Annotated in this window: 18 protein-coding genes; 12 read left to right on the forward strand and 6 right to left on the reverse strand. The window is 69.6% G+C overall.

What is annotated here, in order from left to right; all coding sequences use genetic code 11:
• Positions 1–29 precede the first annotated feature (29 nt).
• Positions 30–485, reverse strand: a complete 456-nt coding sequence (locus PYV02_RS01735; protein ID WP_275755567.1) for a MarR family winged helix-turn-helix transcriptional regulator — start codon at positions 483–485, stop codon at positions 30–32.
• A 42-nt stretch (positions 486–527) separates the two neighbouring features.
• On the opposite strand from PYV02_RS01735, the gene PYV02_RS01740 reads away from it, so the two are divergent.
• Positions 528–749, forward strand: a complete 222-nt coding sequence (locus PYV02_RS01740; protein ID WP_275755569.1) for a hypothetical protein — start codon at positions 528–530, stop codon at positions 747–749.
• On the opposite strand, the gene PYV02_RS01745 is transcribed toward PYV02_RS01740, so the two are convergent.
• The 3 genes from PYV02_RS01745 to PYV02_RS01755 are packed head-to-tail and all read right to left on the reverse strand — an operon-like array spanning position 727 to position 3,374.
• Positions 727–1,386 (reverse strand): HAD hydrolase-like protein, encoded by a 660-nt coding sequence (locus PYV02_RS01745; protein ID WP_275755571.1) that lies wholly within the window; start codon positions 1,384–1,386, stop codon positions 727–729. The two genes, PYV02_RS01740 and PYV02_RS01745, sit on opposite strands and share 23 nt — an antisense overlap.
• Before the next feature lie 4 nt (positions 1,387–1,390).
• Positions 1,391–2,086 (reverse strand): endonuclease NucS, encoded by a 696-nt coding sequence (gene nucS, locus PYV02_RS01750; protein WP_275755572.1) that lies wholly within the window; start codon positions 2,084–2,086, stop codon positions 1,391–1,393.
• A gap of 10 nt (positions 2,087–2,096) precedes the next feature.
• Positions 2,097–3,374, reverse strand: coding sequence for an MFS transporter (locus PYV02_RS01755; protein ID WP_275755575.1), 1,278 nt, complete (start codon positions 3,372–3,374; stop codon positions 2,097–2,099).
• 70 nt (positions 3,375–3,444) lie between these two features.
• Here PYV02_RS01755 and PYV02_RS01760 point away from each other — a divergent pair, with 70 nt between their 5' ends.
• From PYV02_RS01760 to PYV02_RS01795, 8 genes are all read left to right on the forward strand, one after another.
• Entirely contained in the window at positions 3,445–4,500 is a 1,056-nt protein-coding gene (locus tag PYV02_RS01760) for a LacI family DNA-binding transcriptional regulator (RefSeq protein WP_275755577.1), read from the forward strand.
• An 11-nt stretch (positions 4,501–4,511) separates the two neighbouring features.
• Positions 4,512–6,470 (forward strand): M13 family metallopeptidase, encoded by a 1,959-nt coding sequence (locus PYV02_RS01765; RefSeq protein ID WP_275755579.1) that lies wholly within the window; start codon positions 4,512–4,514, stop codon positions 6,468–6,470.
• 32 nt (positions 6,471–6,502) lie between these two features.
• Complete coding sequence (locus tag PYV02_RS01770) at positions 6,503–7,372, forward strand: serine hydrolase (protein ID WP_275755581.1); 870 nt, start codon at positions 6,503–6,505, stop codon at positions 7,370–7,372.
• Positions 7,373–7,631: 259 nt separating this feature from the next.
• Complete coding sequence (locus PYV02_RS01775; protein ID WP_275755582.1) at positions 7,632–9,689, forward strand: hypothetical protein; 2,058 nt, start codon at positions 7,632–7,634, stop codon at positions 9,687–9,689.
• 226 nt (positions 9,690–9,915) lie between these two features.
• Positions 9,916–12,042 (forward strand): hypothetical protein, encoded by a 2,127-nt coding sequence (locus PYV02_RS01780; protein WP_275755584.1) that lies wholly within the window; start codon positions 9,916–9,918, stop codon positions 12,040–12,042.
• Between the two features lie 230 nt (positions 12,043–12,272).
• Positions 12,273–14,684, forward strand: a complete 2,412-nt coding sequence (locus PYV02_RS01785; RefSeq protein WP_275755586.1) for a hypothetical protein — start codon at positions 12,273–12,275, stop codon at positions 14,682–14,684.
• A 74-nt stretch (positions 14,685–14,758) separates the two neighbouring features.
• Positions 14,759–16,003 (forward strand): MFS transporter, encoded by a 1,245-nt coding sequence (locus PYV02_RS01790; protein ID WP_275755588.1) that lies wholly within the window; start codon positions 14,759–14,761, stop codon positions 16,001–16,003.
• Positions 16,004–16,007: 4 nt separating this feature from the next.
• A complete protein-coding gene (locus tag PYV02_RS01795) occupies positions 16,008–18,239 on the forward strand; it encodes a glycoside hydrolase family 3 C-terminal domain-containing protein (protein ID WP_275755590.1) in 2,232 nt (743 codons plus the stop codon).
• On the opposite strand, the gene PYV02_RS01800 is transcribed toward PYV02_RS01795, so the two are convergent.
• On the reverse strand, positions 18,219–18,785 hold the full coding sequence (locus PYV02_RS01800) for a GNAT family N-acetyltransferase (RefSeq protein WP_275755592.1): 567 nt from the start codon (positions 18,783–18,785) through the stop codon (positions 18,219–18,221). The two genes, PYV02_RS01795 and PYV02_RS01800, sit on opposite strands and share 21 nt — an antisense overlap.
• Complete coding sequence (locus PYV02_RS01805) at positions 18,782–20,005, reverse strand: glutamyl-tRNA reductase (protein ID WP_275755594.1); 1,224 nt, start codon at positions 20,003–20,005, stop codon at positions 18,782–18,784. The genes PYV02_RS01800 and PYV02_RS01805 overlap by 4 nt, the downstream gene beginning before the upstream one ends.
• A 16-nt stretch (positions 20,006–20,021) precedes the next feature.
• On the opposite strand from PYV02_RS01805, the gene hemE reads away from it, so the two are divergent.
• From hemE to hemQ, 3 genes are read left to right on the forward strand one after another with little or no spacing between them, the layout of a single operon-like run.
• Positions 20,022–21,080, forward strand: a complete 1,059-nt coding sequence (hemE, locus tag PYV02_RS01810; protein ID WP_275755596.1) for a uroporphyrinogen decarboxylase — start codon at positions 20,022–20,024, stop codon at positions 21,078–21,080.
• Positions 21,073–22,284, forward strand: a complete 1,212-nt coding sequence (locus tag PYV02_RS01815) for a protoporphyrinogen/coproporphyrinogen oxidase (protein ID WP_275755598.1) — start codon at positions 21,073–21,075, stop codon at positions 22,282–22,284. Before hemE ends, PYV02_RS01815 begins: the two co-directional genes overlap by 8 nt.
• 52 nt (positions 22,285–22,336) lie before the next feature.
• Positions 22,337–22,999, forward strand: coding sequence for a hydrogen peroxide-dependent heme synthase (hemQ, locus tag PYV02_RS01820; protein WP_275755600.1), 663 nt, complete (start codon positions 22,337–22,339; stop codon positions 22,997–22,999).
• Positions 23,000–23,014 lie beyond the last annotated feature (15 nt).

Raw genomic sequence — 23,014 nt, forward strand, 5'->3', positions numbered from 1 at the left:
CCATTGTGGCCTACCCGCAGGGCCGTCGGCTAGGAGCGATCTGGTGCGGCGGCGGCGATGAGGCGGGTAAGGTCGTCGCGGATGCGCTCGAGATCGGTTAGCTGCATCCCGAGGCGCTCGAGGAGGGCGGGTGGCACCTGCTCCGCGCGGGAGCGCAGCGCGCGCCCCGCCTCGGTGAGGCTCACGTCGAGGGCGCGCTCGTCATCCGTGCGCCGTGCGCGCGTGACGTAGCCCGCGCTCTCGAGTCGCTTGAGCAGCGGCGAGAGCGTGGCCGGTTCGAGCGAGAGCGCACCGGCGAGATCGCCGACCGTGCGCGGCTCGCGCTCCCAGAGCGCGAGCATCACGAGGTACTGCGGGTGGGTAAGCCCCATCGGCTCGAGCAGCGGGCGGTAGAGCGCGATGACGCTGCGCGATGCCACCGCGAGCGCGAAGCAGACCTGACGGTCGAGCGCGAGGGCGTCGGTCACGCTGGCACCTTTCCGCATCGTGGGCTAATGTACTTAGTGTACTAACTATAAGGACACGAAATGAAGTCGACCGAGCGCTGGTGGGACCGGCTGAACCGTTCGCTGCTGCCCTTCATGGGGCCGGCCCAGGTCGGTCCGTACGAGGACAGCCCGCCACCGCCGACGGCGAAGAGCGCCTGTCCGCTGTGCGGCGCTCCCATGGACGAGCACCACTTCGAGCGCGTGCCCGGCGCCCCCACGCACATGCACTGCCCCGAGGTCACTGCAACAACAGCGGCCTGAGCTGCTCGGCCTCGTCCACCGCCGCGATCGTATTGGCCTCCTCGGCGGGCGAGCCGTAGCCCCACCGCACGAAGATGGTGGGGATGCCGTGCGCCGCGGCACCGCTGACGTCGTAGTCGCGGTCGCCGACCATCACCGGCCGACTCGTGTCGACCCCGATCATGCGGAACCGCTGCAGCGCCTCGGCGATCACGTCGGCCTTCGCGGAGCGGATCTCGTCGATCGAGGCCCCCGAGATCACGCGGAAGTACTGCGTGAGGTTGCCGTGGTCGAGGATCACCGACGCGGGGAACTCGGGCTTCGAGGTGGCCACGGCCAGCGGCACACCCGCCCGATGGATGTCACGCAGAATCCGGGGCACGCCGGGGAAGATCGGGCTGCCGAGGGTGCCGTTCTCGAGGTAGTGGCGGCGGTAGACGGCGAGCGCCTGCGCGGCCTCGGCCGGCGACATCCCGGCCCGGTCCCGAAAGGCGTCGAGGATCGGCGGACCGACGTAGCCGAGCAGCTCTTGCTGGCTCGGCACGGGCAGGCCGAGCTCCTCGAACATGAACCCGAGGGACGCCGTGATGCCGGGGGCGGAGTCCGCGATGGTGCCGTCGAGGTCGAAGAGGATGCAGGTCCATTCGGACTGGGTCACTCCCTCAGAATAGGCGGGAGTGGGAGTCGTCGAGACCGCGCATGGCGTCGTAGTCGAGCAGCAGACAGCGGATGCCGCGGTCCTGGGCCAGGGTGCGGGCCTGCGGTTTGATCTCCTGCGCAGCGAACACGCCGCTGACGGGCGCGAGCCGCGGGTCCCGGTTCATGAGCTCGAGGTAGCGCGTGAGCTGCTCGACGCCGTCGATGTCTCCGCGCCGCTTGATCTCCACCGCGACGCTCGCGCCGCTCGCATCGGTGGCGAGGATGTCGACGGGGCCGATCGCCGTCATGTACTCGCGCCGCACCAGCCGGTGCCCCTCGCCGAGCAGTTCGATCTGCTCAGCGAGCAGGCGCTGCAGGTCGGCCTCCACCCCGTCCTTCTGCAGTCCCGGGTCGATGCCGAGCTCGTGCGCGGAGTCGTGCAGGATCTCGTGGATGCTGATCACCAGCAGGTCGGCGGTCTTCGCCTGGGCGACACGCCAGATCTCGGTCACGCCGGCATCCGCCTGTTCCGGCTCGGGCTCCATGACCGCGATCGTGCACGGCGGACTCATCCAGTTCAGCGGCTTGTAGCTGAGCGAGTCGGAGTGCACGAGCACGCTGCCGTCGGCCTTCACGACGAGCAGGCGCGTGGCGAGGGGCAGGTGCGCGCTCAGTCGCCCCGCGTAGTCGACGGAGCACTTCGCGATGACCAGACGCACGGCGTCGAGTCTAGGCGTCGACCTGCGGGTCCTCGAACGTGTCGACTGGCTGGGTCGCCGCACGGCGACCCGGCTCGCGCGCCGCACCCGCGACGATCGCGCCCACGGCGCAGAGCACGAGCGCGACCAGCAGAGCGTTGAGCAGTCCGACCTGTTCGCCGAGCACGCCGATGACTGGCGGTCCGACCAGGAACGCCGCGTACCCGATCGTCGCGACGGCGCTCACGCGGGCCGCCGCGGTGCGCGGGTCGTCGGCGGCCGCGGACATGCCGATCGGGAAGCCGAGCGCCGCGCCGAGACCCCATGCCACAGCGCCGATGGTGGCCACGATCGCGTTGGGCACGAAGATCATGACGAGCATGCCGCTCGCCGCGAGCAGGAACGACCCCCGCAGCACCGGCACTCGACCGAAGCGGTCGAGCAGGAACACCCCCACGAGTCGTCCGCCGGTCATCGCGGTGAGGAAGGCCCCGAGCACGAGGGCGGCGGCGGTGCGGTCGACGCCGTGACCGTCGACCATGGCGAGCGTGAGCCAGTCGTTCGCGGAGCCCTCGGCGAACGCGGCGGCGAGCACGAGCACGCCGATGAGCAGGGTGCGCGGGTCTTTCCAGATGGCGAGGCGTCCTCGCCAAGTGCGCGAGTGATCCTCCTGCGGCGCGGCCTCCTCGCCGTCGGCGACGAGATCCTCGGACTGCAGGCGCGGGGCGGCGACGAGCACCGCGGCCACGATCACGGCGGCGATCGCGCCGAGATGCACCACGAGCGGCACGTGGGCGTACTCCGCAAGGGCGCCGAGGCCGGCACCGATCATGGTGCCGAAGCTGAAGAAGGCGTGGAAGATCGGCATGATCGAACGGCCCAGCACGCGTTCGTTGGCCGCACCCGAGACGTTCATCGCGACATCCGTGATGCCCGCGACGAAGCCGAAGATGGCGAGCCCCGCGAACACCACGCCGAACACCCCGACGGTGACGCCCACACCGGCGGTGACCAGTCCGAGTGCCGTGCCGACGATGCCCCAGATGATGGCGCGACGCGCACCGAAGCGGGCGATCAGGTGGCTCGAGAGCACGAGCCCGATGATGGAGCCTGCGGCCATGCCGAACAGCAGCACGCCCACGCGGTCGACGCCGATGTCGAGGGAGTCCCGCACCACGGGAAGCCGTGCGGCCCAGCTCGCGATGCTCAGGCCTGGCAGCAGGAACACCAGGAAGACGGCGTTGCGCCAGGCGACCACCTGCTTGCGGCTGAGCCCGCCGGGATAGGTGGTGGGAATGGTGCGCGTCATGCTGCCTCGCCGTTCTGGTTCTCTCGTCCGGCTCGCCGCGGTCGAATCGATTCGATTACGCTAGCAACCGATGATCAACGAGGCAAACCAACCCCGGCCGACGCTCGCGGCGGTGGCCAGGCGCGCCGGGGTCTCGGCCTCCACGGCATCCCTCGCCTTCAGCGGCGCCGGCCCGGTCTCGCAGCAGACGCGCGCGCGGGTGCACCAGGCGGCGCTCGAACTCGGGTACGCGGGACCCGATCCGCGAGCCCAATCGCTGCGCCGCGGGCGATCGGGCGTGATCGCGGTCGTGATCGAGGATCGCCTGCAGGATGCCTTTCGGGATCCGATGAACATCGCCCTGCTCGACGGGATCGCGGCCGAGGCCGGTGCCGAGGGTGCCGGTCTGCTGCTGCTCACCGACGCCGGGGGGCGCGCGGACATCGCGACGGCGGCGATGGACGCGGCGATCCTCGTGGGATGCAGCACGCGACTCGACGTCTCCGTCGCCGCCCTGCGCCAACGCGGCGTTCCCGTCGTCGCCGTGGAAGCGGATCCGCGGCTCGACGTGCTCGATATCGCCCTCGACAACCGCGCCGCGACCGCACGACTGGCGCGACACCTCCGTTCGCTCGGCCACGAACGCGTCGCGGTGGTCTCGCTGCCGCTCGCGTCACCGCGTCGCCGCGGTCCGCTTCCCGAGCATTGGCGTCGGCACAGCACGGTCCACGTCGCGCGGGAGCGGCTCGAGGGACTCGCCGAGGTCTATCCGGCGTTCGAGGGCCGGGTGGCCGCGGACAGCTCCATCGACGAGGGCCGGGTGGCCGCACTCGACCTGCTTCGAGCGCCGCTGCGGCCGACCGCGATCGTGGCGCAGAGCGACCTGCTCGCCGTTGGAGTGCTGCGCGCCGCAGACGAGCTCGGCATCCGGGTGCCCGACGAGCTCAGCGTCGTCGGCTTCGACGGCATCCGGCGAGAGGACGCCGACGACAAAGACCTCACGACCATGGTGCAGCCGGCGGTGGAGAAGGGTCGGGCCGCGGGCCGGGCGGCCCTCTCACTCGTGGAGGGCGTCGACGCGAGCCGGGTCGAACTGGTCAGCGAACTGCATGTCGGCGCGACCACGGGCCGGGTGCGCTCGAACTAGGCTCAGATGCCATGACAGCTCTCCCCTCCGGCATCCACACCGACGAGCTCGACTCGGCGATCCGCCCGCAGGACGACCTCTTCCGACACGTCAACGGCAAGTGGATCGCGCGCACCGAGATCCCGAGCGACAAGGCCCGCTACGGCTCGTTCTATCTGCTCGCGGAGGAGGCCGAGAAGGCGGTGCGCGACATCATCGTCGAGTCCCAGTCCGCGGATCCCGGAACCGAGGCGCGCAAGGTCGGCGACCTCTACGCGAGCTTCATGGACGAGGCGCGCGTGCAGGCTGCCGCTGCCGAGCCGCTCGCGCCGCTGCTGGCGCAGGCCGGCGCTGTCGACTCGATCGATGAGCTGCTCACGACCCTCGGTCGGCTGGAGCGGGGCGGCTCGAGCGGGTTCTTCCAGCTCTTCGTCGACAACGACCCGGGTGACCCGGAGCGGTACCTCGTGTTCATCGAGCAGGGCGGGCTCGGGCTTCCCGACGAGTCCTACTACCGCGAGGAGAAGTTCGCCGAGATCCGCACCGCGTACCTCGCGTTCCTGGGCCGGATGCTGCGTCTGGCAGGCGTCGACGCCCCCGACGAGCGCGCCGCCCGCATCCTCGCCCTCGAGACGGAGATCGCGAGCCACCACTGGGACAACGTGGCCAGCCGCGACAGCGAGAAGACCTACAACCCCATGCGCTGGGAGGCCGCGAACGCCCTCGTGGGCACGGTCGACCTGGATGTCTGGCTGACCGCCCTCGGCGTGCCCGAGCACGCCTTCGACGAGGTGGTCGTGCGGCAGCCCAGCTTCGTCGCAGGGCTCGAGTCGACGCTGCGGGAGGAGAACCTCGACGCCTGGCGCGACTGGCTGGCCTGGCAGGTCATCCGCTCGAACGCCGCGTACCTCTCGAACGCCTTCGTCGAGGCCAACTTCGACTTCTACGGCAAGACGCTCACCGGCACGCCGGAGCTGCGGGCACGCTGGAAGCGGGGCGTCTCGCTGGTCGAGGGCGCGCTCGGCGAGGCGGTGGGTCGCATCTACGTCGAGCGGCACTTCCCGGAGGCGGCGAAGACGGCGATGGACGTGCTCGTGGCCAATCTCGTGGAGGCCTACCGCCAGTCGATCGAGACCCTGGACTGGATGGGGCCGGACACCCGTGCCCGCGCGCTCGACAAGCTCGCGAAGTTCACGCCGAAGATCGGCTACCCGGTGAAGTGGCGCGACTACTCCTCGCTGCACATCGACGCCACCGATCTCATCGGCAACGTGCGCGCGACGAACGAGTTCGAGTTCCAGCGCGAGCTCGGCAAGATCGGCAAGCCCCTCGACCGCGACGAGTGGTTCATGACGCCGCAGACGATCAACGCCTACTACAACCCCGGGTTCAACGAGATCGTGTTCCCGGCGGCGATCCTGCAGTTCCCGTTCTTCGACGAGAACCGGGATGCCGCGGCCAACTACGGCGCGATCGGCGCCGTCATCGGTCACGAGATCGGCCACGGCTTCGACGATCAGGGCTCGAAGTACGACGGCGACGGCCGGCTCACCGACTGGTGGACGCCCGAGGACCGCGCCGCGTTCGAGCAGCGCACGAAGGCGCTCATCGAGCAGTACAACGCGTTGGCACCCGCGCAGGTTCCAGACCATCACGTCAATGGAGCCCTCACGATCGGCGAGAACATCGGCGACCTCGGCGGCCTCGCCATCGCATGGAAGGCGTACCTGATCTCGCTCGACGGTCAGGAGCCGCCCGTCATCGACGGGATGACCGGAGCGCAGCGCTTCTTCCTGTCCTGGGCGCAGGCGTGGCAGCTCAAGGCTCGCGACGAAGAGGTCATCCGGCTGCTCGCGATAGACCCGCACTCGCCGAACGAGTTCCGGTGCAACCAGATCGTGCGCAACATCGACGAGTTCTATGGCACATTTGGTGTCACCGAGCACGATGCACTCTGGCTCGACCCGAAGGATCGCGTCACCATTTGGTAGATACCGCACGGACCCGAGAGCGCTGGGAACGGGTGCGCACCCCGCGTGCGCCCCGTCACTCAGGAGCCGGAGAGGCCGAGAACTTCTCCGGCACCTTCGCTGCGCTCGGAAAGCTCGCCTACGAGGGCGCGCAGGTGTCCGCGAGCGTCGTCGACCTCAATAGCGGGCGCACCCTGCTGGCGATCGACGACCGCATCGTGCTGCCGACGGCATCCATCGGCAAGATCCTGCTGCTCATCGAGGTCTCGGCGCGGCTGACCTCGCGCGACTTCTCGGGGTTCGGCATCCTCGACAAGACCCCCCGCGATGCCGTCGGAGACTCCGGCATCTGGCAGCACCTGCAGGCGCCGTCACTGCCGGTTGCCGACCTCGCGACCCTCGTCGGCGCGACGAGCGACAACCTCGCGACGAACGTGCTGCTGCGCCAGGTGGGTCTGAACGCGGTGCGGGCCCGCACCGAGTCGCTCGGGCTCATGCGCACCGCATTGCTCGATCTGGTGCGCGAGAACCGGGGGCCGGATGACGCTCCCCAACTCTCGGTCGGCTCGACCGCCGAGCTGAGCTGGCTGTTCGGGGCGCTCGCCCGCGGCGAGGTCGTGGACCCGCTGACGAGTCAGCGCGTGATGGGGTGGCTCTCCCTCAACACCGACCTCTCGATGGTCGCCAGCGCCTTCGGGCTCGACCCTCTGTCGCACCGCGGCGCAGACCACAACACGCTGCTGGTGAACAAGACCGGCACGGATTCGGGCGTCCGTGCCGAGGCCGGCGCACTGCGCGGGTCCAATCGAGCGGTCTCGTATTCGGTGTCCGTGCAGTTCAACGACGACGGCCTCGCAGCCCGCCTGCGAGTGCTCGAGGCGATGCGCACGGTGGGGTACGACCTGCTCGAATATGTGCACTGAATCGTCCCCCGAAAGACTCTTGTCCGCCTTTGTGGGGACATGGTAGGTTTTGCGACGAATACCCAGCTAAGCGACCCGAAGACCTCAGCTGACCCGAAGGTATTCACGAAACGAAGGTGATACCCGAGCGCCGCCGCACGTCCCCGACGCGTGGCGACGTACCCGATTTCCCGATGCCGCGCAGACCCGACTGCGCCGAGGCCGCAGGCCTCAGTGTTCGTGGTGCGCGTGGCTTTCTCCAACCCGAAAGCACCCGAACATGCTGAAGAAAATCCTGGCCGGTCTCACGACCCTGGCCCTGGCGCTGGGGATGGTGGCCCTTACGGCCGTACCTGCCAGCGCGCATCACAACACCATCGAGTCCAGCGTCGCTTGTTCCGACGATTACAAGTACACCGTGACCTGGACCATCACGAATTCCGAGCGATACAAGGATGAGACGATCACCGCGTCGTCCGACACGGCACTCGTTCCCGTGGGCACGATCATCCCCGCCGGTCAGAAGCTCGTGGTCTCCGAGACCTTCAACGCTCCGGCCGACAAGACGCTGACGCTCTCCGCGGCGTGGACCGGCGCCACGAGCACCGACAGCGGCACGGTCAAGGAGCGCAACTTCCCGACCAAGAGCTGCGAGCCGCAGCACGTCCAGGTGTACATCTGCCACGCGAACAACGGCGTCAACGGCTGGAACTACATCAAGGTCGACGACGACTCGATCGTGAAGTCCAGCGGCCACGACTCGCACGAGGGCGACATCATTCCCGCCTTCACCTACTGGGAGAAGGTCAGCGGCGTCTGGACCGAGAAGTACTACCCCGGCAAGAATCTGACCACTGACTTCCAGGGCTTCACGGGCCAGCAACTGCTCGACTCGCGGTGTGACATGGAGGTGGTGGCGACTGCGCCGACCGTGCAGGCGACGTGCTCCGCGCCCGGCGTGCCCAGCGGGAGCTACACCATTCCCAGCACCCCCGGCGTGACCTACTCGGTCAAGCTCCCCGGTTCGAGCCAGTACGTCACCCAGACCGCCGGCACCTACCCGGCCGCCATCGGTGCCGTCATCAAGTTCAAGGCGGCGTCCAGCCAGAGCTGGGTCGAGTTGAGCGGCAAGACGAGTTGGGAACTGACCGTGCCCGATCCCGGTGACTGCATCGTGACGGTGGCGCCCGTGGAGCCGACGATCAACCAGATCACGGTCTGCGGAACCTACGGCTCGATCAACTACCCCACCACCACGGGTGTCGTCTACACGCTGACCTCGGGTGACGGAAAGCAGGGCGCCTACACGGTTACCGCGACCCCGGCATTCGGCTACGAGTTCGTCGGCGCGCAGTCGGTCGAGTTCAAGGGCAACCTGGGCACGTACACCGATTGCGCCACCCCGGTCGCGCCCAAAGTGACCGTGATCCAGACGTGCGGCACCTATGGAAAGATCGAGCTCCCCACCACCGATGGCGTGGTCTACGCGCTGACCTCGGGTGATGGACAGCAGGGCGCCTACACGGTGACCGCGACCCCCGCCCCGGGCTACTCCTTCGTCGGCGACCAGGTCGTGGAGTTCAAGGGTGACCTTGGTACGTACACCACCTGTGCAATCCCGCTGCCCGCCACCTTCGCGAACGGCAACTGCTCCGCTTCCGACCAGGGCGGTCAGCTGCCCGGTCAGTTCACGATCCCGACCAAGACCGGGGTGCAGTACAGCGTGAGCTTCGACGGCGGCACCACCTACACCGACTACCTCGCGGGCACGTATGACGCCACCAACGGTTCGACGGTGATGGTCAAGGCCACGGCGTTGCCGACGTACTCGCTCGTGGGCACCAGCGAGTGGAGCCACACGTTCGACGTGAAGTTCTGCCCGCCAACGGAGGCCGACTACGAGGTGTTCCTCAGCTCGGCGAACCAGGCCTGCACCACCGACGGTGGCGTGACCTCGGGTTCGGTCACCGTCTCGGTGATCGCCGGACCGGAGGAGAACCCGGTTCCCGCGGTGTTCATCCTGAACAAGGGCACGGCCAGCGAGCAGACCATCACCGGCACCACGCAGCTGCCCCCGGGCAACTACACGGTGACGGCACTGCCCAAGCTCGCCAAGGATGCCGTGTACAGCTCGACCGGCTCCTCACTGCCCAAGGGCGGCTGGCTCTGGCCCGTCACCATCGGAGCGGCGAGCACGTTCGACTGCCTCGAGCTGACGACGCTGGCATACACCGGCACCTCGCTTGCGGTGGGCGGCTTCGCGCTGGCCGGCGGGCTCGTGGTGCTCGGCGGCATCATCCTCGTGATGCGTCGCCGTGAGCACGAGCACTCGGCCTAGCGGTCGCTGAAAACACGCCCCCGACCGATGGTCGGGGGCGTGTTTTCGTTCGCACTTGTCCGCCGAGGCCGCGAACCGCTAACGTGAGCAATGCACCGCGTTTGGCGCAACCCGACATTTCGCCCGACACCCCCAAACGGTGCAGTCGCCTTACCCGATACGCTCTCGTGCGCCCGAAACGTTCGCGAGCCGGTTGAGCCGAACTCCCTTACCCAGGAGATCGACTGTGTTCAAGAAGACCCTCGCTGCCCTCGCTGCCTTCGCGCTCGGCGCCGGCCTGTCCGTCATCGCCGTCGCCGGCCCGGCGGCCGCCCATCACAGCACCGTCACCGCCGTCTCGGTCATCTGCGATACCGCGACGTCGGCGACCATCACGTGGACCGTGCAGAACTGGGACGGCAACAAGGTCGGCACCGTCGTCGAGTCGACGAACAACCTCGTGCCGAAGGACTCCACGTTCGCCTCCGGTGAGACGAAGACCTTCACGCAGGTGGTGACGAGCCCCGGCAACAAAACACTCAAGGTCAAGATGGACTGGGAGGGCGCCAACCCGGTCGAGAACTCCGGCTCGATCACGGTGAAGCAGTCGGACTTCGACAAGTGCAACTTCGTCACGGCCAACCCCCCGACCGTGACCAACCCGGTCTGCGGCGCGAGCCAGGGCAGCTTCACGATCCCGACGACCACGGGCGTGAAGTACTACGTCGAGGTCACCGGCCCCGGTGACGGCAACCGTGGGCCCGGGCAGTTGAGCGCAGGCACGTACTCGATCAAGGCGGGCAAGACCCTCACCATCTGGGTGGTCGCGAACAGCGGCTACGTGCTGAGCGGCACGACCTCGTGGGGCCCCTACGTCATCGCTACCCCCGACGGGGCCTGCGTCGCCTCCGCCAGTGCGCCGGTCGAGACCCAGGCGACCTGCTCGGCCGGTGAGACGGTCTCGCTGCCGCTCCCGACCCCGACGAACGCCACCTGGGGCGCGATCACCTACTCGGGCGTCGACAACGCGGATTGGTCGGTCACGGCGACGGCGACCGCCGGATACACCTTCGACACGAGCCTGCCCGGCGTGAACGCGGCGGGAACCACACGCACCTTCACCGGCACGCTGGCCTCGAACCTGGGGCAGTACGACCCGCAGTGCTACACCCCGCCCACGGTCGAGGCCTGTGCGGCCACGTCGTCGGTGCTCGTGACCAACCAGAACCTGCAGGGCTTCCAGTTCGCCACCGGCAACGGCCTCTACGTCGACACCCAGGCCAACGGTCACTACGAGTTCGTCGACGGCGGACTCCGCCTGTACACGGTCGGTGCCAGCGGACTCAAGGTGCAGATGATGAAGGCCGTCGACATCCCCGTGACGACCTTCGGCGAGCTCAACGAGGTGCTGTTCAGCTTCAACTCGGGCACGATCGAGCCCGGAACGCAGGTGCGCATCGACGTGACCGGTGACGGCAACTCCGACGTCACGCTCGTCGGCGAGGACATCTACACGGAGCAGTTCTGGACGAACACGCCTGGATTCCTGCCCGCGGTCCCCGGCGGTCAGGGGGGCAGCTACGCCGGTGACCTCAACGATCTGCTCGCCGCGTTCCCGGGTGCGACGCCCACCGTCGTCGCCGTCGGCGTCTCGCTCGGTGGCGGTGTGCTCGCCGACGGCGTGCTCACCGAGCTGCAGCTCGGGTGCGTGACGTACACCTTCGACTTCGTGCCCACGGTCGTCGCCGCGCCGGAGCCGCCCACGGCGCGTGACATCTGCGGCACCGAGAACGACTCGCTGACCGTGCCGGAAGACACCGCCGATGCGACCTACGTGACCACGTGGAACCAGGACCGCACCCTGGCCACCGTCACGATCAGCCCGACCGCCGGAAAGGTCTTCCCGCCCGACACCAAGACCGTGTACGAGTTCCCGTTCACCGACGTGGTGTGCGAGCTGCCGGACCTCGCGGTGTTCACCGCCTCGGCGTCGGCAGCGAACGCGACCTGCTCGACCACCCCGAACGGCTCGATCTCGGTGGTCTTCCCGGCGGATGCGCCGACGGCGGTGCGGTACTTCGTGAACCGTGGTCTGCCGGGCGAGTTCGAGCTCACGGCGGCGAACACCGCGGTGCCGGTCGGCACGTACGCGGTGAGCGCCGAGGTGCGTGATCCGAAGGACAGCATCGACGGCACCAAGACCTGGAACTTGACGGTCGGCGCAGTGAATGCGGCGGCGTGCGCCGAGCTCACGACGCTCGCCTTCACCGGCACGGGCCTCGGGATCGGCCTCGGCGTCTCGATCGCCGGAGGACTGCTCTTCCTCGGCCTCGCCGCCATCGTGATCCGTCGGCGCACCACGCGTACCCCGTAGTGCATCGTCATGCGGTCCACCCCCGGACTGGGGGCGCCGAGCGGCCAACTGTACCCTTGTCCGCATTAAGGGGGACTCCTACGCTAGAGGGGCACCGAGCGTGCGCGGACCCGAAAGAACGCGACGCTACCCGAACCGGTGCGGTTCGAGCCTTACCCGAGGTCTCTGCGTGCGCCCGAGTGCGCGCTGGACCGGTTCTGCCCGAGCTCCCCTACCCAGGAGATCGACCCTTGTTCAAGAAGTTCATAGCGACCGTTGCTGCCCTTTTCCTGGGTGTCGGTCTGTCCGTCATCGCCGTGGCCGCACCCGCGTCGGCTCACCACAGCGACCTCAGCGCCAGCGCCGCTTGCGCGCCAGGGGGCAGCTACCAGATCACCTGGACGGTGGTGAACTCCGAGAACAAGACCGCCACTGTGGTGGAGTCGAGCCTTCCCGATGTCGTACCGGTGGGCACGGAGTTCGCGAAGAACCCGAACTACAACAAGACCGGCTCGATCAAGGTGACCTTCACACAGAACGTGTGGAGCAAGTCCGCTCAGACCCTCAAGCTCAAGCTCAAGTGGTCGAGCGGCGAGACGCAGACCAGTGAGCTGAAGTTCACCTCGTTCCCGACCGGCTGCGAACGCACGCAGGACAACGCCATCGACTGTTCGGCCGCGACGCTGGTCGACGGTCGCGCGCTCAACAACAGCGACCACATCAACATCGACGTCACGCGCGGTGGCAGCAAGTTCCAGGTCAACATCGACATCGACGACGTGCAGGCCGGCGACGGCATCACGAGCGCTTCGGGGCTGCTCGTTCGCGTGAAGGTCGACGGCAAGCAGGTGCTCGTGCGCCCGGTGACGATTCTCGAACGGGACTCCGGCGTGATCTCCGTGAGCTACGGAAGCTACATCTCGGGCTCGTACGTCATCGAGTGGGCGCAGTTCTCCAGCACCGGTCGCTACTTCAACCAGGACCGCGACACGTCCAAGTTCCTCAAGTGCGGCAGCGATGTGGCGGATGCCGCGGCATCCGTCACGATCACCCCGGCCACCTGTGACGCCCCGGCGACGCTCGTGCTCGGTGCGACGACCCACGCGACCTGGGGCACCGTCACCGGAAGCTACTCGGTGACCGCGACCGCAGCGGACGGCCACGTCTTCCCGGCCGACACGAGCGCGGGTGTGACCGTCTCGGCCGACGGCAAGACGAAGACCTTCACGGGAACGCTCGACCCCAAGAAGAACCCGTACAGCGACGATTGCGGCGATCTCGCCACTCCCGTCAAGCCCGATGTGACCACGGTCGCCAAGTGCGGCGTCTATGGCTCAGTGACCCCCGTCGCCCGTGACGGTGTGGCCTACGTCGTGGACTTCGACCCGGCGACCGGCGACTACACCGTGACCGCGACCCCGAAGCAGGGCTACTACTTCGCCGGCGGTGCCGCAGACCAGATCGTCACCTACACGGGGAGCGTCGGCGCGTACTACGACTGCGTGGACACCAAGGTGAGCATCGACGCAGTCGGTGTGTGCGTCTACGACGCCAACGCCGTCGCAGGCAACCGCACCGCGACGATCACCTACGACAACACGGGCAGCACGAAGGCGATCCTGTTCACCGGCATCCCCGGTGGGCCGACCACCGCCGTGCCGGCAGGCCAGAAGGTGACCTTCGACATCACGGTGGCACCCACGGGCGCCAGCTACACGGTGACCGCCGACGGCAAGACCTACCCGGTCGAGATCGCCGCGTGCCCCGAGTACACCAAGCCCAAGGACGACGTCGTCCCGGTATCGACCGAGAAGATGATCTGCAGCCCTGACAACCAGGTCGAGATCTCCACGACCACCACGACGACCTCCTACGTCTTCAACACCACGACGAAGACCTGGGATGCCCAGACCCCCGTCGTGACCGGACCCGTCATCACCTACCGCGCCATGACCGACGACGAGAAGGCGCAGAACTGCGGCTTCACGCTCGACACCGACCCGCGCTCGTCCGAGTGCAAGGTCGTCGACAGCGGCACCGACCTCACCAGCTGGATCTACGTCGACACCGACCCGCGGGTGGTCTACACGATCACCAACGTCATCACGAACGCGGTCGTTACGCCGGCCTCCGGCTATGTCGCGGTGCCGGCCGGCAAGTACACGGTCACGGCCGTGGCGGCGCCGGGCTATGTGCTGAACCCCAGCGCCCCCAAGGTCTGGACCGACGTGTTCGTGCAGGACACCACCAAATGCAGCAACACCGACCTCGGTCTGCTGACGCCGACCGCGACGGCGACCCAGCCCACGTGCACCGCGGCGGGCAGCTACACGCTCGGCGGCCTCGAGGGCGCCCAGTTCAACTGGACCGTCAACGGCAGCGCCACGACCGTGCCCAACGGCACCTACGCGGCCCCGAAGGAGGGCGGGGAGATCGTGCTCGTCGCGACGCCGGTGAAGTCGACGGACGGCCTGCAGGACTGGGTCAACCCGGTGACGCTGAAGTTCAGCGCGGCGCCGTCGCCCGTCACGTGCGGTGACCTGCCGACCCTCGCCTTCACGGGCACCGGGGTGTCGCTGCAGCTGACCCTGATCGGCGCGCTTCTGGGCCTCGCCGGTGTCGGGTTCTTCGTCGCCGGACGCCGGTTGCGCAACGGGCAGTAGCCCACCAGAACCCGGGGCCCCGGCATCCACCCCTCTGCGGTGGGTGTCGGGGCTCCGTGCACTAGCCTCGGCCCATGACGATGACGTCCCTCAAGCCCGTCACCCCGGCCTTCATCGCGCTGTACGCGGTCGGATACGTGGGTTCCTACATCGCACTCATCACCCCGGTCGCGGCAACCCTCGCCTTCAAGGTCGCCGAGCTCGACCCCGCGGGCAAGGAGGCGAGCCTGGGCATGATCGCGGCGATCGGCGCACTCGTGGCCATCGTGTCCAATGCCGGCACCGGCGCCCTCAGTGATCGCACCCGCTCCCCACTGGGGCGGCGGCGTCCCTGGATCATCGGCGGTGCGCTCGGCGGGGTCGTCGCACTCGCGATCGTCGGGTTCGCACCGAGCCTGTTCGTCGTCGGGCTCGGCTGGGTGCTCGCGCAGTTGACGCTGAACATGGTGCTCGCGGCGCTGCAGGCCCTGCTGCCCGACCAGGTTCCGCTCGAGCAGCGCGGACGGGTGAGCGCCGTGCTCGGCATCGCCCAGCAGGTCTCACCGCTGCTCGGCATCGGGTTGGCGTTCGGCGTGCAGGCAGCGGGCGGCGGCATCGGACTGATGTTCCTCATCCCGGCGGTCGTCGGCGCTGCGCTCATGGTGCTGCTCGCGGTGCGGATCAGGGATGTCGCCCACGAGGTGCCGGCGAGGGCCTCCCTCGGCGAGTTCCTGCGCGGCTTCTCGATCGAGCGCGGCAAGCGGCGCGACTTCGGCTGGGCGTGGTTCGGCCGCTTCTTCGTGATCCTCGGCTTCGCCGTGTACACCACCTACCAGCCGTACTTCATCGCGGACCGACTGGGGGTGCCCGAATCGGGCGTGCTGCTGCAGCAGCTCATCGCCCTGCTCATCTTCGCGGCGGTGCTCACCGTGAGCGCCGTCGTGTGCGGGCGGCTCTCCGACCGCACGGGCCGCCGCAAGCCGTTCGTGTTCGCAGCGGCGGCCGTGGTCGGCGTCGGCCTCACGATGCTCGCCCTGACCACATCCCTGCCCGTGTTCTATGTGGCCGCCGCGGTCATGGGCGTCGGCATCGGCGCGTTCTTCGCGGTCGATCTCGCGCTCATCACGGATGTGCTGCCCGACAAGGAGCACAAGGCCGCGAAGGACATGGGCATCTTCAACATCGCCAACTCGCTGCCGCAGTCGGTGGCGCCCGCGATCGCCCCGCTCTTCCTCGCGGTCGGCAGCGGCGGCGGAAACTACACCGTGCTCTTCATCGCCGGCGGCGTGTTCGCGGTGATCGGGGCGGTGCTCATCGCCCCGATCCGAGCCGTAAAGTGAGGCCATGACGCGCGAGCTCACCCTCGAGGAGAAGGCCGCGATCACGGTCGGTGCCGGCTATTGGCGAACCGTGGCGGCGCCCGGTCTCGAGTCGATCGTGCTCGCCGACGGCCCGCACGGCCTCCGGCGGCAACCGGAGGAGCGCGAGGACCACCTCGGGCTCGGCGGCAGCCTCCCGGCGACCTGCTTTCCACCGGCGGCCGGGCTCGCCTCGAGCTGGAACCCGGCGCTCGTGCAGCGGGTCGGCGCCGCCATCGGCGACGAGGCCCGCGAGCAGGGTGTCGCCGTGGTGCTCGGGCCCGGCGTGAACATCAAGCGCTCGCCGCTGTGCGGGCGCAACTTCGAGTACTTCAGCGAGGATCCGCTGCTGTCGGGCGAGCTCGGGGCCGCGTGGGTGCGGGGGGCGCAGTCGCGAGGCATCGGGGCATCCCTGAAGCACTTCGCCGCGAACAATCAGGAGACCGACCGGATGACGGTCAGCGCCGAGGTGGACGAGCGCACGCTTCGCGAGATCTACCTCCCGGCCTTCGAGCGCGTCGTCACCGCGGAGCAGCCGTGGACGGTGATGTGCTCGTACAACCGCATCAACGGCGTTCCGGCGGCCGAGCACCACTGGCTGCTCACCGAGGTGCTGCGCGACGAGTGGGGCTTCGAGGGCCTCGTGGTGTCGGACTGGGGTGCCGTCGACACCAGGGTGCCCGCCCTTCAGGCCGGGCTCGACCTGGAGATGCCGGGGCCGCAGTCCGACAGCGTCGCCGCGATCGTCGCCGCGGTGCGCGACGGGAGCCTCGCCGAGTCGGTGCTCGACACCGCGGTGGCGCGCGTGAGGGCGCTCGTCGATCGCGCTGTGGTTCGTCGAGATCCTGTCTCAGCAGGCTCGACCACCGCCCACCATCACGCGCTGGCCCGCGAGGCGGCGACGCAGTCCATGGTGCTGCTGCGCAACGAGGGCGACCTGCTGCCGTTGGAGACCGCGCAGTCCATCGCCGTGATCGGAGAGTTCGCGCGCACGCCGCGCATCCAGGGCGCCGGCTCGTCACAGGTGATTCCGACCCGAGTCGACACCGCGCTGGAGGCGATCGCCGAACTGGCCCCGGTCGAGTTCGCGCCCGGGTACGCCCTCGGGCGTCACGACGACGCAGACGCCCTGATCGCCGAGGCGGTCGAGGTCGCCGAGCGGGCGGATGCCGTGCTCCTCTTCGTCGGTCTGCCCGCCGGCGATGAGTCCGAGGGCTACGATCGCACCCACCTGGCCCTCCCGTCGGCGCAGGTGCTGCTCATCGCCGCCGTCGCCGCGGTCAACCCGCGCACGGTGGTGATCTTGACCAACGGCGGCGTGGTGAGCCTCGAGCCGTGGCACGATCTGGTGCCGGCCGTGCTGGAGACCTGGCTGCTCGGCCAGGCGGCCGGGTCCGCGATCGCGGAGGTCGTGTTCGGGGTGGTCGCGCCGTCCGGGCGGCTCGCGGAGAGCATCCCGTTGCGGCTGGAGGACAACCCGAGCTACCTGAACTTCCCGGGCGAACGGGACGTCGTGCGCTACGGCGAGGGCGTCTTCGTCGGCTACCGCCACTACGAGACGGTCGGCCGCGCGGTGCGCTACCCCTTCGGCCACGGGCTGACGTATACGCGTTTCGACTATGCGGACCTCGAGATCGCCCGCGATGGCGTGCGCGTCGCCGTGACGGTGACCAACGTCGGCGATCGGGCCGGCGCCGACGTGGTGCAGCTGTACATCGGGGCGCCGAAGGGGCCGCTCGCGGTGCCCCGACGCGAGCTGCGGGCCTTCGAGCGCATCGAGCTCGAACCGGGCCAGGCGCAGCGGGTGGTGTTCGAGCTCGACCGACGCGCCTACAGCCATTGGGACGTCGAGTTCGGCGGCTGGAACGTCGCGGGCGGTGACTACGCGGTCGAGATCGCGCGTTCGGCGCACGACATCGCACTCGCCGGCACCGTGAGCCTGCGCGGCCCGCGACCGCGCAGGCTGACCCTGGACTCTCGGGTGAGCGAGTATCTCGAACACCCCGTGACCGGCCCGATCCTCGCCAGGGCGACCCGCGGATCCGTGCACGAGGACACGGGGCACGCCGACGGGCTGCGGATGGTGGCCTCGATGCCGATGCGTCGGCTCATGCGGTTCCCCGGCGTCGGCGACGGGTTCCGCCGCATCGGCCTGCTGCTGGCGGTCGCGAACAACCGCGTCATCCGCGGCCTCGCCTCAGCGTTGCGACGGCGCTGACCACTCCCGTTCCAGCACCGCATACACACCGGTATCGGCCCACGCGCCCTTGAACATCAGCTGCTCGACGAAGTGCGCCTCGTGCCGCATGCCGAGCCGCAGGCACAGCGCGATGGAGGCCTCGTTGCGCGGGTCGAGCTCCGCGGTCACGCGGTGCAGGCCGAGTTCGCCGAACGCGAGGTCGAGCACGGCGCTCGCCGCCTCCGCGGCGTATCCCCGGCCCTGGTAGGCGCGCGTGAGCGCCCAGCCGATCTCGCCGGTGCGATCGTCGACCGAGGAGATCGTGAAGTAGATCAGGCCGATCACCCGCCCGTCCAGCTCGATCGCGAACTCGACCCAGTCGTGCTTCTCCGCGAGCCGTGTGGCGGCGACCGCCTTCGCGATGTGCTCCTCGACCTCGGCACGGGAGCGGGGCTCGTACAACTGGTAGCGGGCGACCTCGGGATCGCCCATCCAGGCGAGCACGTCGTCGACATCGGACTCGGCGAGCCGCCGCAGCACGAGTCGTTCGGTCTGCAGGGGTGCCGCGAAGTCCCAGGGCTTCACGCCGTGTCCGCCCGCTCGATCCGCGGCTTTCGGGCGGGCCGGATGCCGAACAGCGCCTCGAGGCCGTCCACGAACGCCTCGGGCCGCCCCTCGCTCGCGAGCTCCCGTGCCCGCTGCGACGGGCCGTGCAGCAGCACCCCCGCCAGGTGTCGCAGGGCGGCCTCGGTCTCGTCGCCCGCGCCACGCCCGCGTGCACGCGCGATCTCCGCGTCGAGCAGGTCGAAGATGTGGGAGCGCAGGGCGATCACCGCCGGCTCGGCGATCGTCTCGGCCGCGAACTCGGCCGCCGCGGAATGCACGAGGTGCCGCGCGGTGTCGTGCGCGCCCAGCTCCTCCAGCGGAGCATGCCTGCGGATCGTCTCGAGGTCGAGCAGCTCGATCCCCTCGATCGCGGCCACCGCGGCATCCACGTTGCGCGGCAGGCCGAGATCGATCACGAGGCGCCGTGCCGTGCCGGTGAAGTACTCCGGGCCGAGCACGGAGGTGGCGGTGCAGGTGAGCACCACGTCCACCTCGAAGTCGGCGCTCTCGACGATGCCGTGCTTGAGCGCGAAGGCCGCGCCGCGACCCGTGCGCGAGAAGACCCGCACATCCCGCGCCCCACGATCACGCAGGGCGGCGACCGTGGTCGCCGCGTAGCGCCCCGTGCCGACGACGAGCACGCGCGCCGCGCTCCAGTCGGCGACCCGGCTCGACGCGAGCTCGAGTGCGAGCCGCACGAGCGAGCGCTCGGCACCGCCGAGCGACGCGGTGTTCTTGACACCCCGGCTGGTGCGGGTGGCGCGCTGGAACAGCCGCTCCAGGTCACGACTCGTGGTGCCCTCGGCGCGGGCGCGGCCCAGGGCGCGGGCGACCTGTCCGGCGATCTCGTCTTCGCCGACGACGACGGACTCGAGCCCGGAGGTGACGGCGAAGAGGTGCCGCGCGACATCGTCGTCGCGGTGCACGGCGACGGATGCGACGAGCCGTTCGATCGGCACCCCCGCGGCATCGCTCAGTGCGGCGAGCGTCGAGGCGACCGCGACGGCCGCGGCCGCCGTGAGGGGTTCGTCGATGTCGAGGTAGGCCTCGAATCGGTTGCAGGTCGCCAGCACCACGGCCCCGCTGACGAAGGGACTGGTCGCCACGATCTCGGCGGTCGCCTGAGGAGCGGTGAGCGAGAGCCGCTCCAGGAGGTCGAAGTCGGCGTTCCCATGATTCGAGCTGAGGCACAGGAGCACGACCTAATGTTAACCCGTGCCTCTCGCCAGCGATCATCCCCTCGTCGATGGGCGCACCGCCGCCGCCCCCCTCGTGCGCGCCTACCGCGGGGATCGCCCCGCGACGCCGCCGGTGTGGTTCATGCGCCAGGCCGGTCGATCGCTGCCCGAGTATCGCCAGTTGCGCGTCGGCAACGCGATGCTCGACGCGTGCCTGACTCCCGAACTCGCCAGCGAGATCACGCTGCAGCCGGTGCGCCGCCACCACGTGGATGCCGCCATCTTCTTCAGCGACATCGTGATCCCCGTGAAGCTCGCGGGCGTCGACGTCGAGATCGAGCCCGGCAGGGGTCCCGTGATCGCATCGCCGATCCGCACCGCGTCGGATGTGGCAAAACTCCGCCCGATGGATCCGGCGGCGCTGGATCCGATCCGGGAGGCGGTGGCCCGCACCGTGGCCGAGCTCGGCAGCACTCCGCTGATCGGCTTCGCCGGCGCCCCGTTCACGCTGGCCTCCTACCTCGTCGAAGGCGGCCCGTCCAAGGACCAGCTTCGCGCTCGCTCGCTCATGTATTCGGACCCGCACACCTGGGCGGCCCTGCTCAATTGGTGCGCGGATGTCTCGGGCGAGTTCCTGAAGGCCCAGGTGGAGGCCGGGGCATCCGCGGTGCAGCTCTTCGACTCGTGGGTCGGCTCGCTGTCCGAGCAGCAGTACGTGCGCCGGGTGGCCCCGCACTCGGCCCGGGTGTTCTCGCACCTGCGCGGCTTCGACGTGCCTCGGGTGCACTTCGGCGTGGGCAGCGGCGAGCTGCTCGTGGCGATGCGCGCCGTGGGTGCGGACGTCGTGGGCGTCGACTGGCGGATACCGCTGGACGAGGCATCCCGTCGTCTGGGCGGCTCCGTGCCGCTGCAGGGCAACCTCGACCCGGCGCTGCTCAGCGCGCCGTGGCACGTGTTGGAGGAGCACGTTCGCGACGTGATCGAGCGGGGACGGTCGGCGCCCTCCCACGTGCTCAACCTGGGCCACGGCGTGCCCCCGGAGACCGACCCCGACGTGCTCACCCGCATCGTCGAGATGGTGCACGCCGGTGACTGAGCTCGAGAAGGTCACCGTCGTCGGCGGGGGCGTCGCGGGCCTCGTCGCGGCCCGGCGCATCGCCCTGCGTGGCCATCCGGTCGATATCATCGAGGCGACCGATCGGCTCGGCGGCACCGTGGCCCATCGCCGGGTCGGCGGCATCGACCTGGATGTCGGTGCGGAGAGCTTCGCCGTGCGTGGTGGGCACGTCGCCGCCCTCGCCGCCGAACTCGGGCTCGGGGACGACATCGTGTCCCCGTCCGCGGCGGGAGCGTGGCTGCAGCGCGTGTCGGGCGAAGCGGTGCCGCTGCCGGCCACCGGCATCCTGGGCATTCCGGGCACCCCGCTCGCCGCCGACGTGATCGCGGCGATCGGAACCGGTGCTGCGATGCGGGCACAGCTCGACGCCATCATCCCTTCGGTGTGGACGCGCAAGTCGGAGACGCTCGGCCACCTGGTGCGTCGCCGGATGGGTCGCGGCGTGCTCGAGCGCCTCGTCGACCCCGTCGTTCGTGGCGTCCAGTCCACGCCCGCTGACGAGTACCCGATCGATCGCGTGCCCGGGCTGCGGGCGGCGTTGGCCCGTGAGGGATCGCTCGCGGCCGCGGTGCGGTTCCTGCGCGACAGCGCGCCTCCCGGGTCGGCGGTCGCGGGCATCCGCGGCGGCATGAACCGGCTCGTCACCGAGCTCGTGGCCGACCTCGAGTCGTTGGAGGTCGGCTTCGAGTTCGGGCGGCGCGTGGCATCCCTCGACGAGCTCGACGGCGCGGTGGTGCTCGCCGCACCGCTGACCACCGGCGGCACCTCGATCGTGGTCGCGACGCTCGTGGTGGATGCGCCCGAGCTGGATGCCGCCCCGCGCGGCAGCGGCGTGATCGTGGCCGAGGGTGCGCCCGGTATCCGGGCTCGCGCCATCACCCACTCGACCGCGAAGTGGGAGTGGCTGCGCGAGCGCGCCGGCGGACGCCACGTGCTGCGCCTGTCGTACGAACGGGATGCCGCCGACCTCGAGACCGTCGCGCTCGCCGACGCCGCGGCGCTGCTCGGTGCGCGCGTCGAGTCGCTCGTGGACTTCGAGCGCACCGTCTGGAGCCGGGCGGCACCCGCGACCGCACCCGCCGGCGTCGTCGCGGTCGGCGAGACCATCGCGGGCACCGGGCTCGCCTCGGTGGTGCGTCAGGCGGAGGACGCGGCGACGGCGCTGGTCGAGACCCTCGGCTAGGGCGACGTCCGCATCGGCAGAGCCGGGCCGTGCCCGGAGCGAGAATGGAACCATGACCAGCGACACCCAGACCCTCGGCTACACCCTGTGGGCCGTGCTTCGACGCGACCCGCAGCGCGAGGCGGGCGGGGGCGACCTCGCGCCCGCCGTGGCGGAGGTCGAGGCATCCGGGGTCACCGTGCGCGGCTTCTACGACGTCTCCTCGATGCGCGCCGACGCCGACCTGATGGTCTGGCTGCACGGCGACGACCCGGTCGCGCTCCAGGCGGCGCTGCGGGTGCTGCGGCGCAGCGAGCCGCTCGCCACGCTGCTGCCGACGTGGAACGCGATGGGCGTGCACCGCGACGCCGAGTTCACCGCCAACCATCTGCCCGCCTTCATGCGCGGCAAGGAGCCGGAGGCGTGGCTGACCGTCTATCCCTTCGTGCGCAGCTACGAGTGGTACCTGCTGCCCGACGAGGAGCGCCGTGCCATGCTCGGCCAGCACGGACGCAAGGGCGCCGAGTACACCCAGGTGCTCGCCAACACCGTCGCGGGCTTCGCGCTCGGCGACTACGAGTGGATCCTCGCGCTCGAGGCGCCGGAGCTCGTCGACCTCGTGGATCTGATGCGCCACCTGCGGCAGACGGATGCCCGTCGCCACGTACGCGAGGAGATTCCCTTCTACACGGGCCGCCGTATCCGCCTCGCCGAGATCGCCGAGGTGCTGCGGTGACGGCGACCAACGGTG

This window comes from Antiquaquibacter metalliresistens, from assembly GCF_029211225.1.
Taxonomy (GTDB): domain Bacteria; phylum Actinomycetota; class Actinomycetes; order Actinomycetales; family Microbacteriaceae; genus Rhodoglobus; species Rhodoglobus metalliresistens.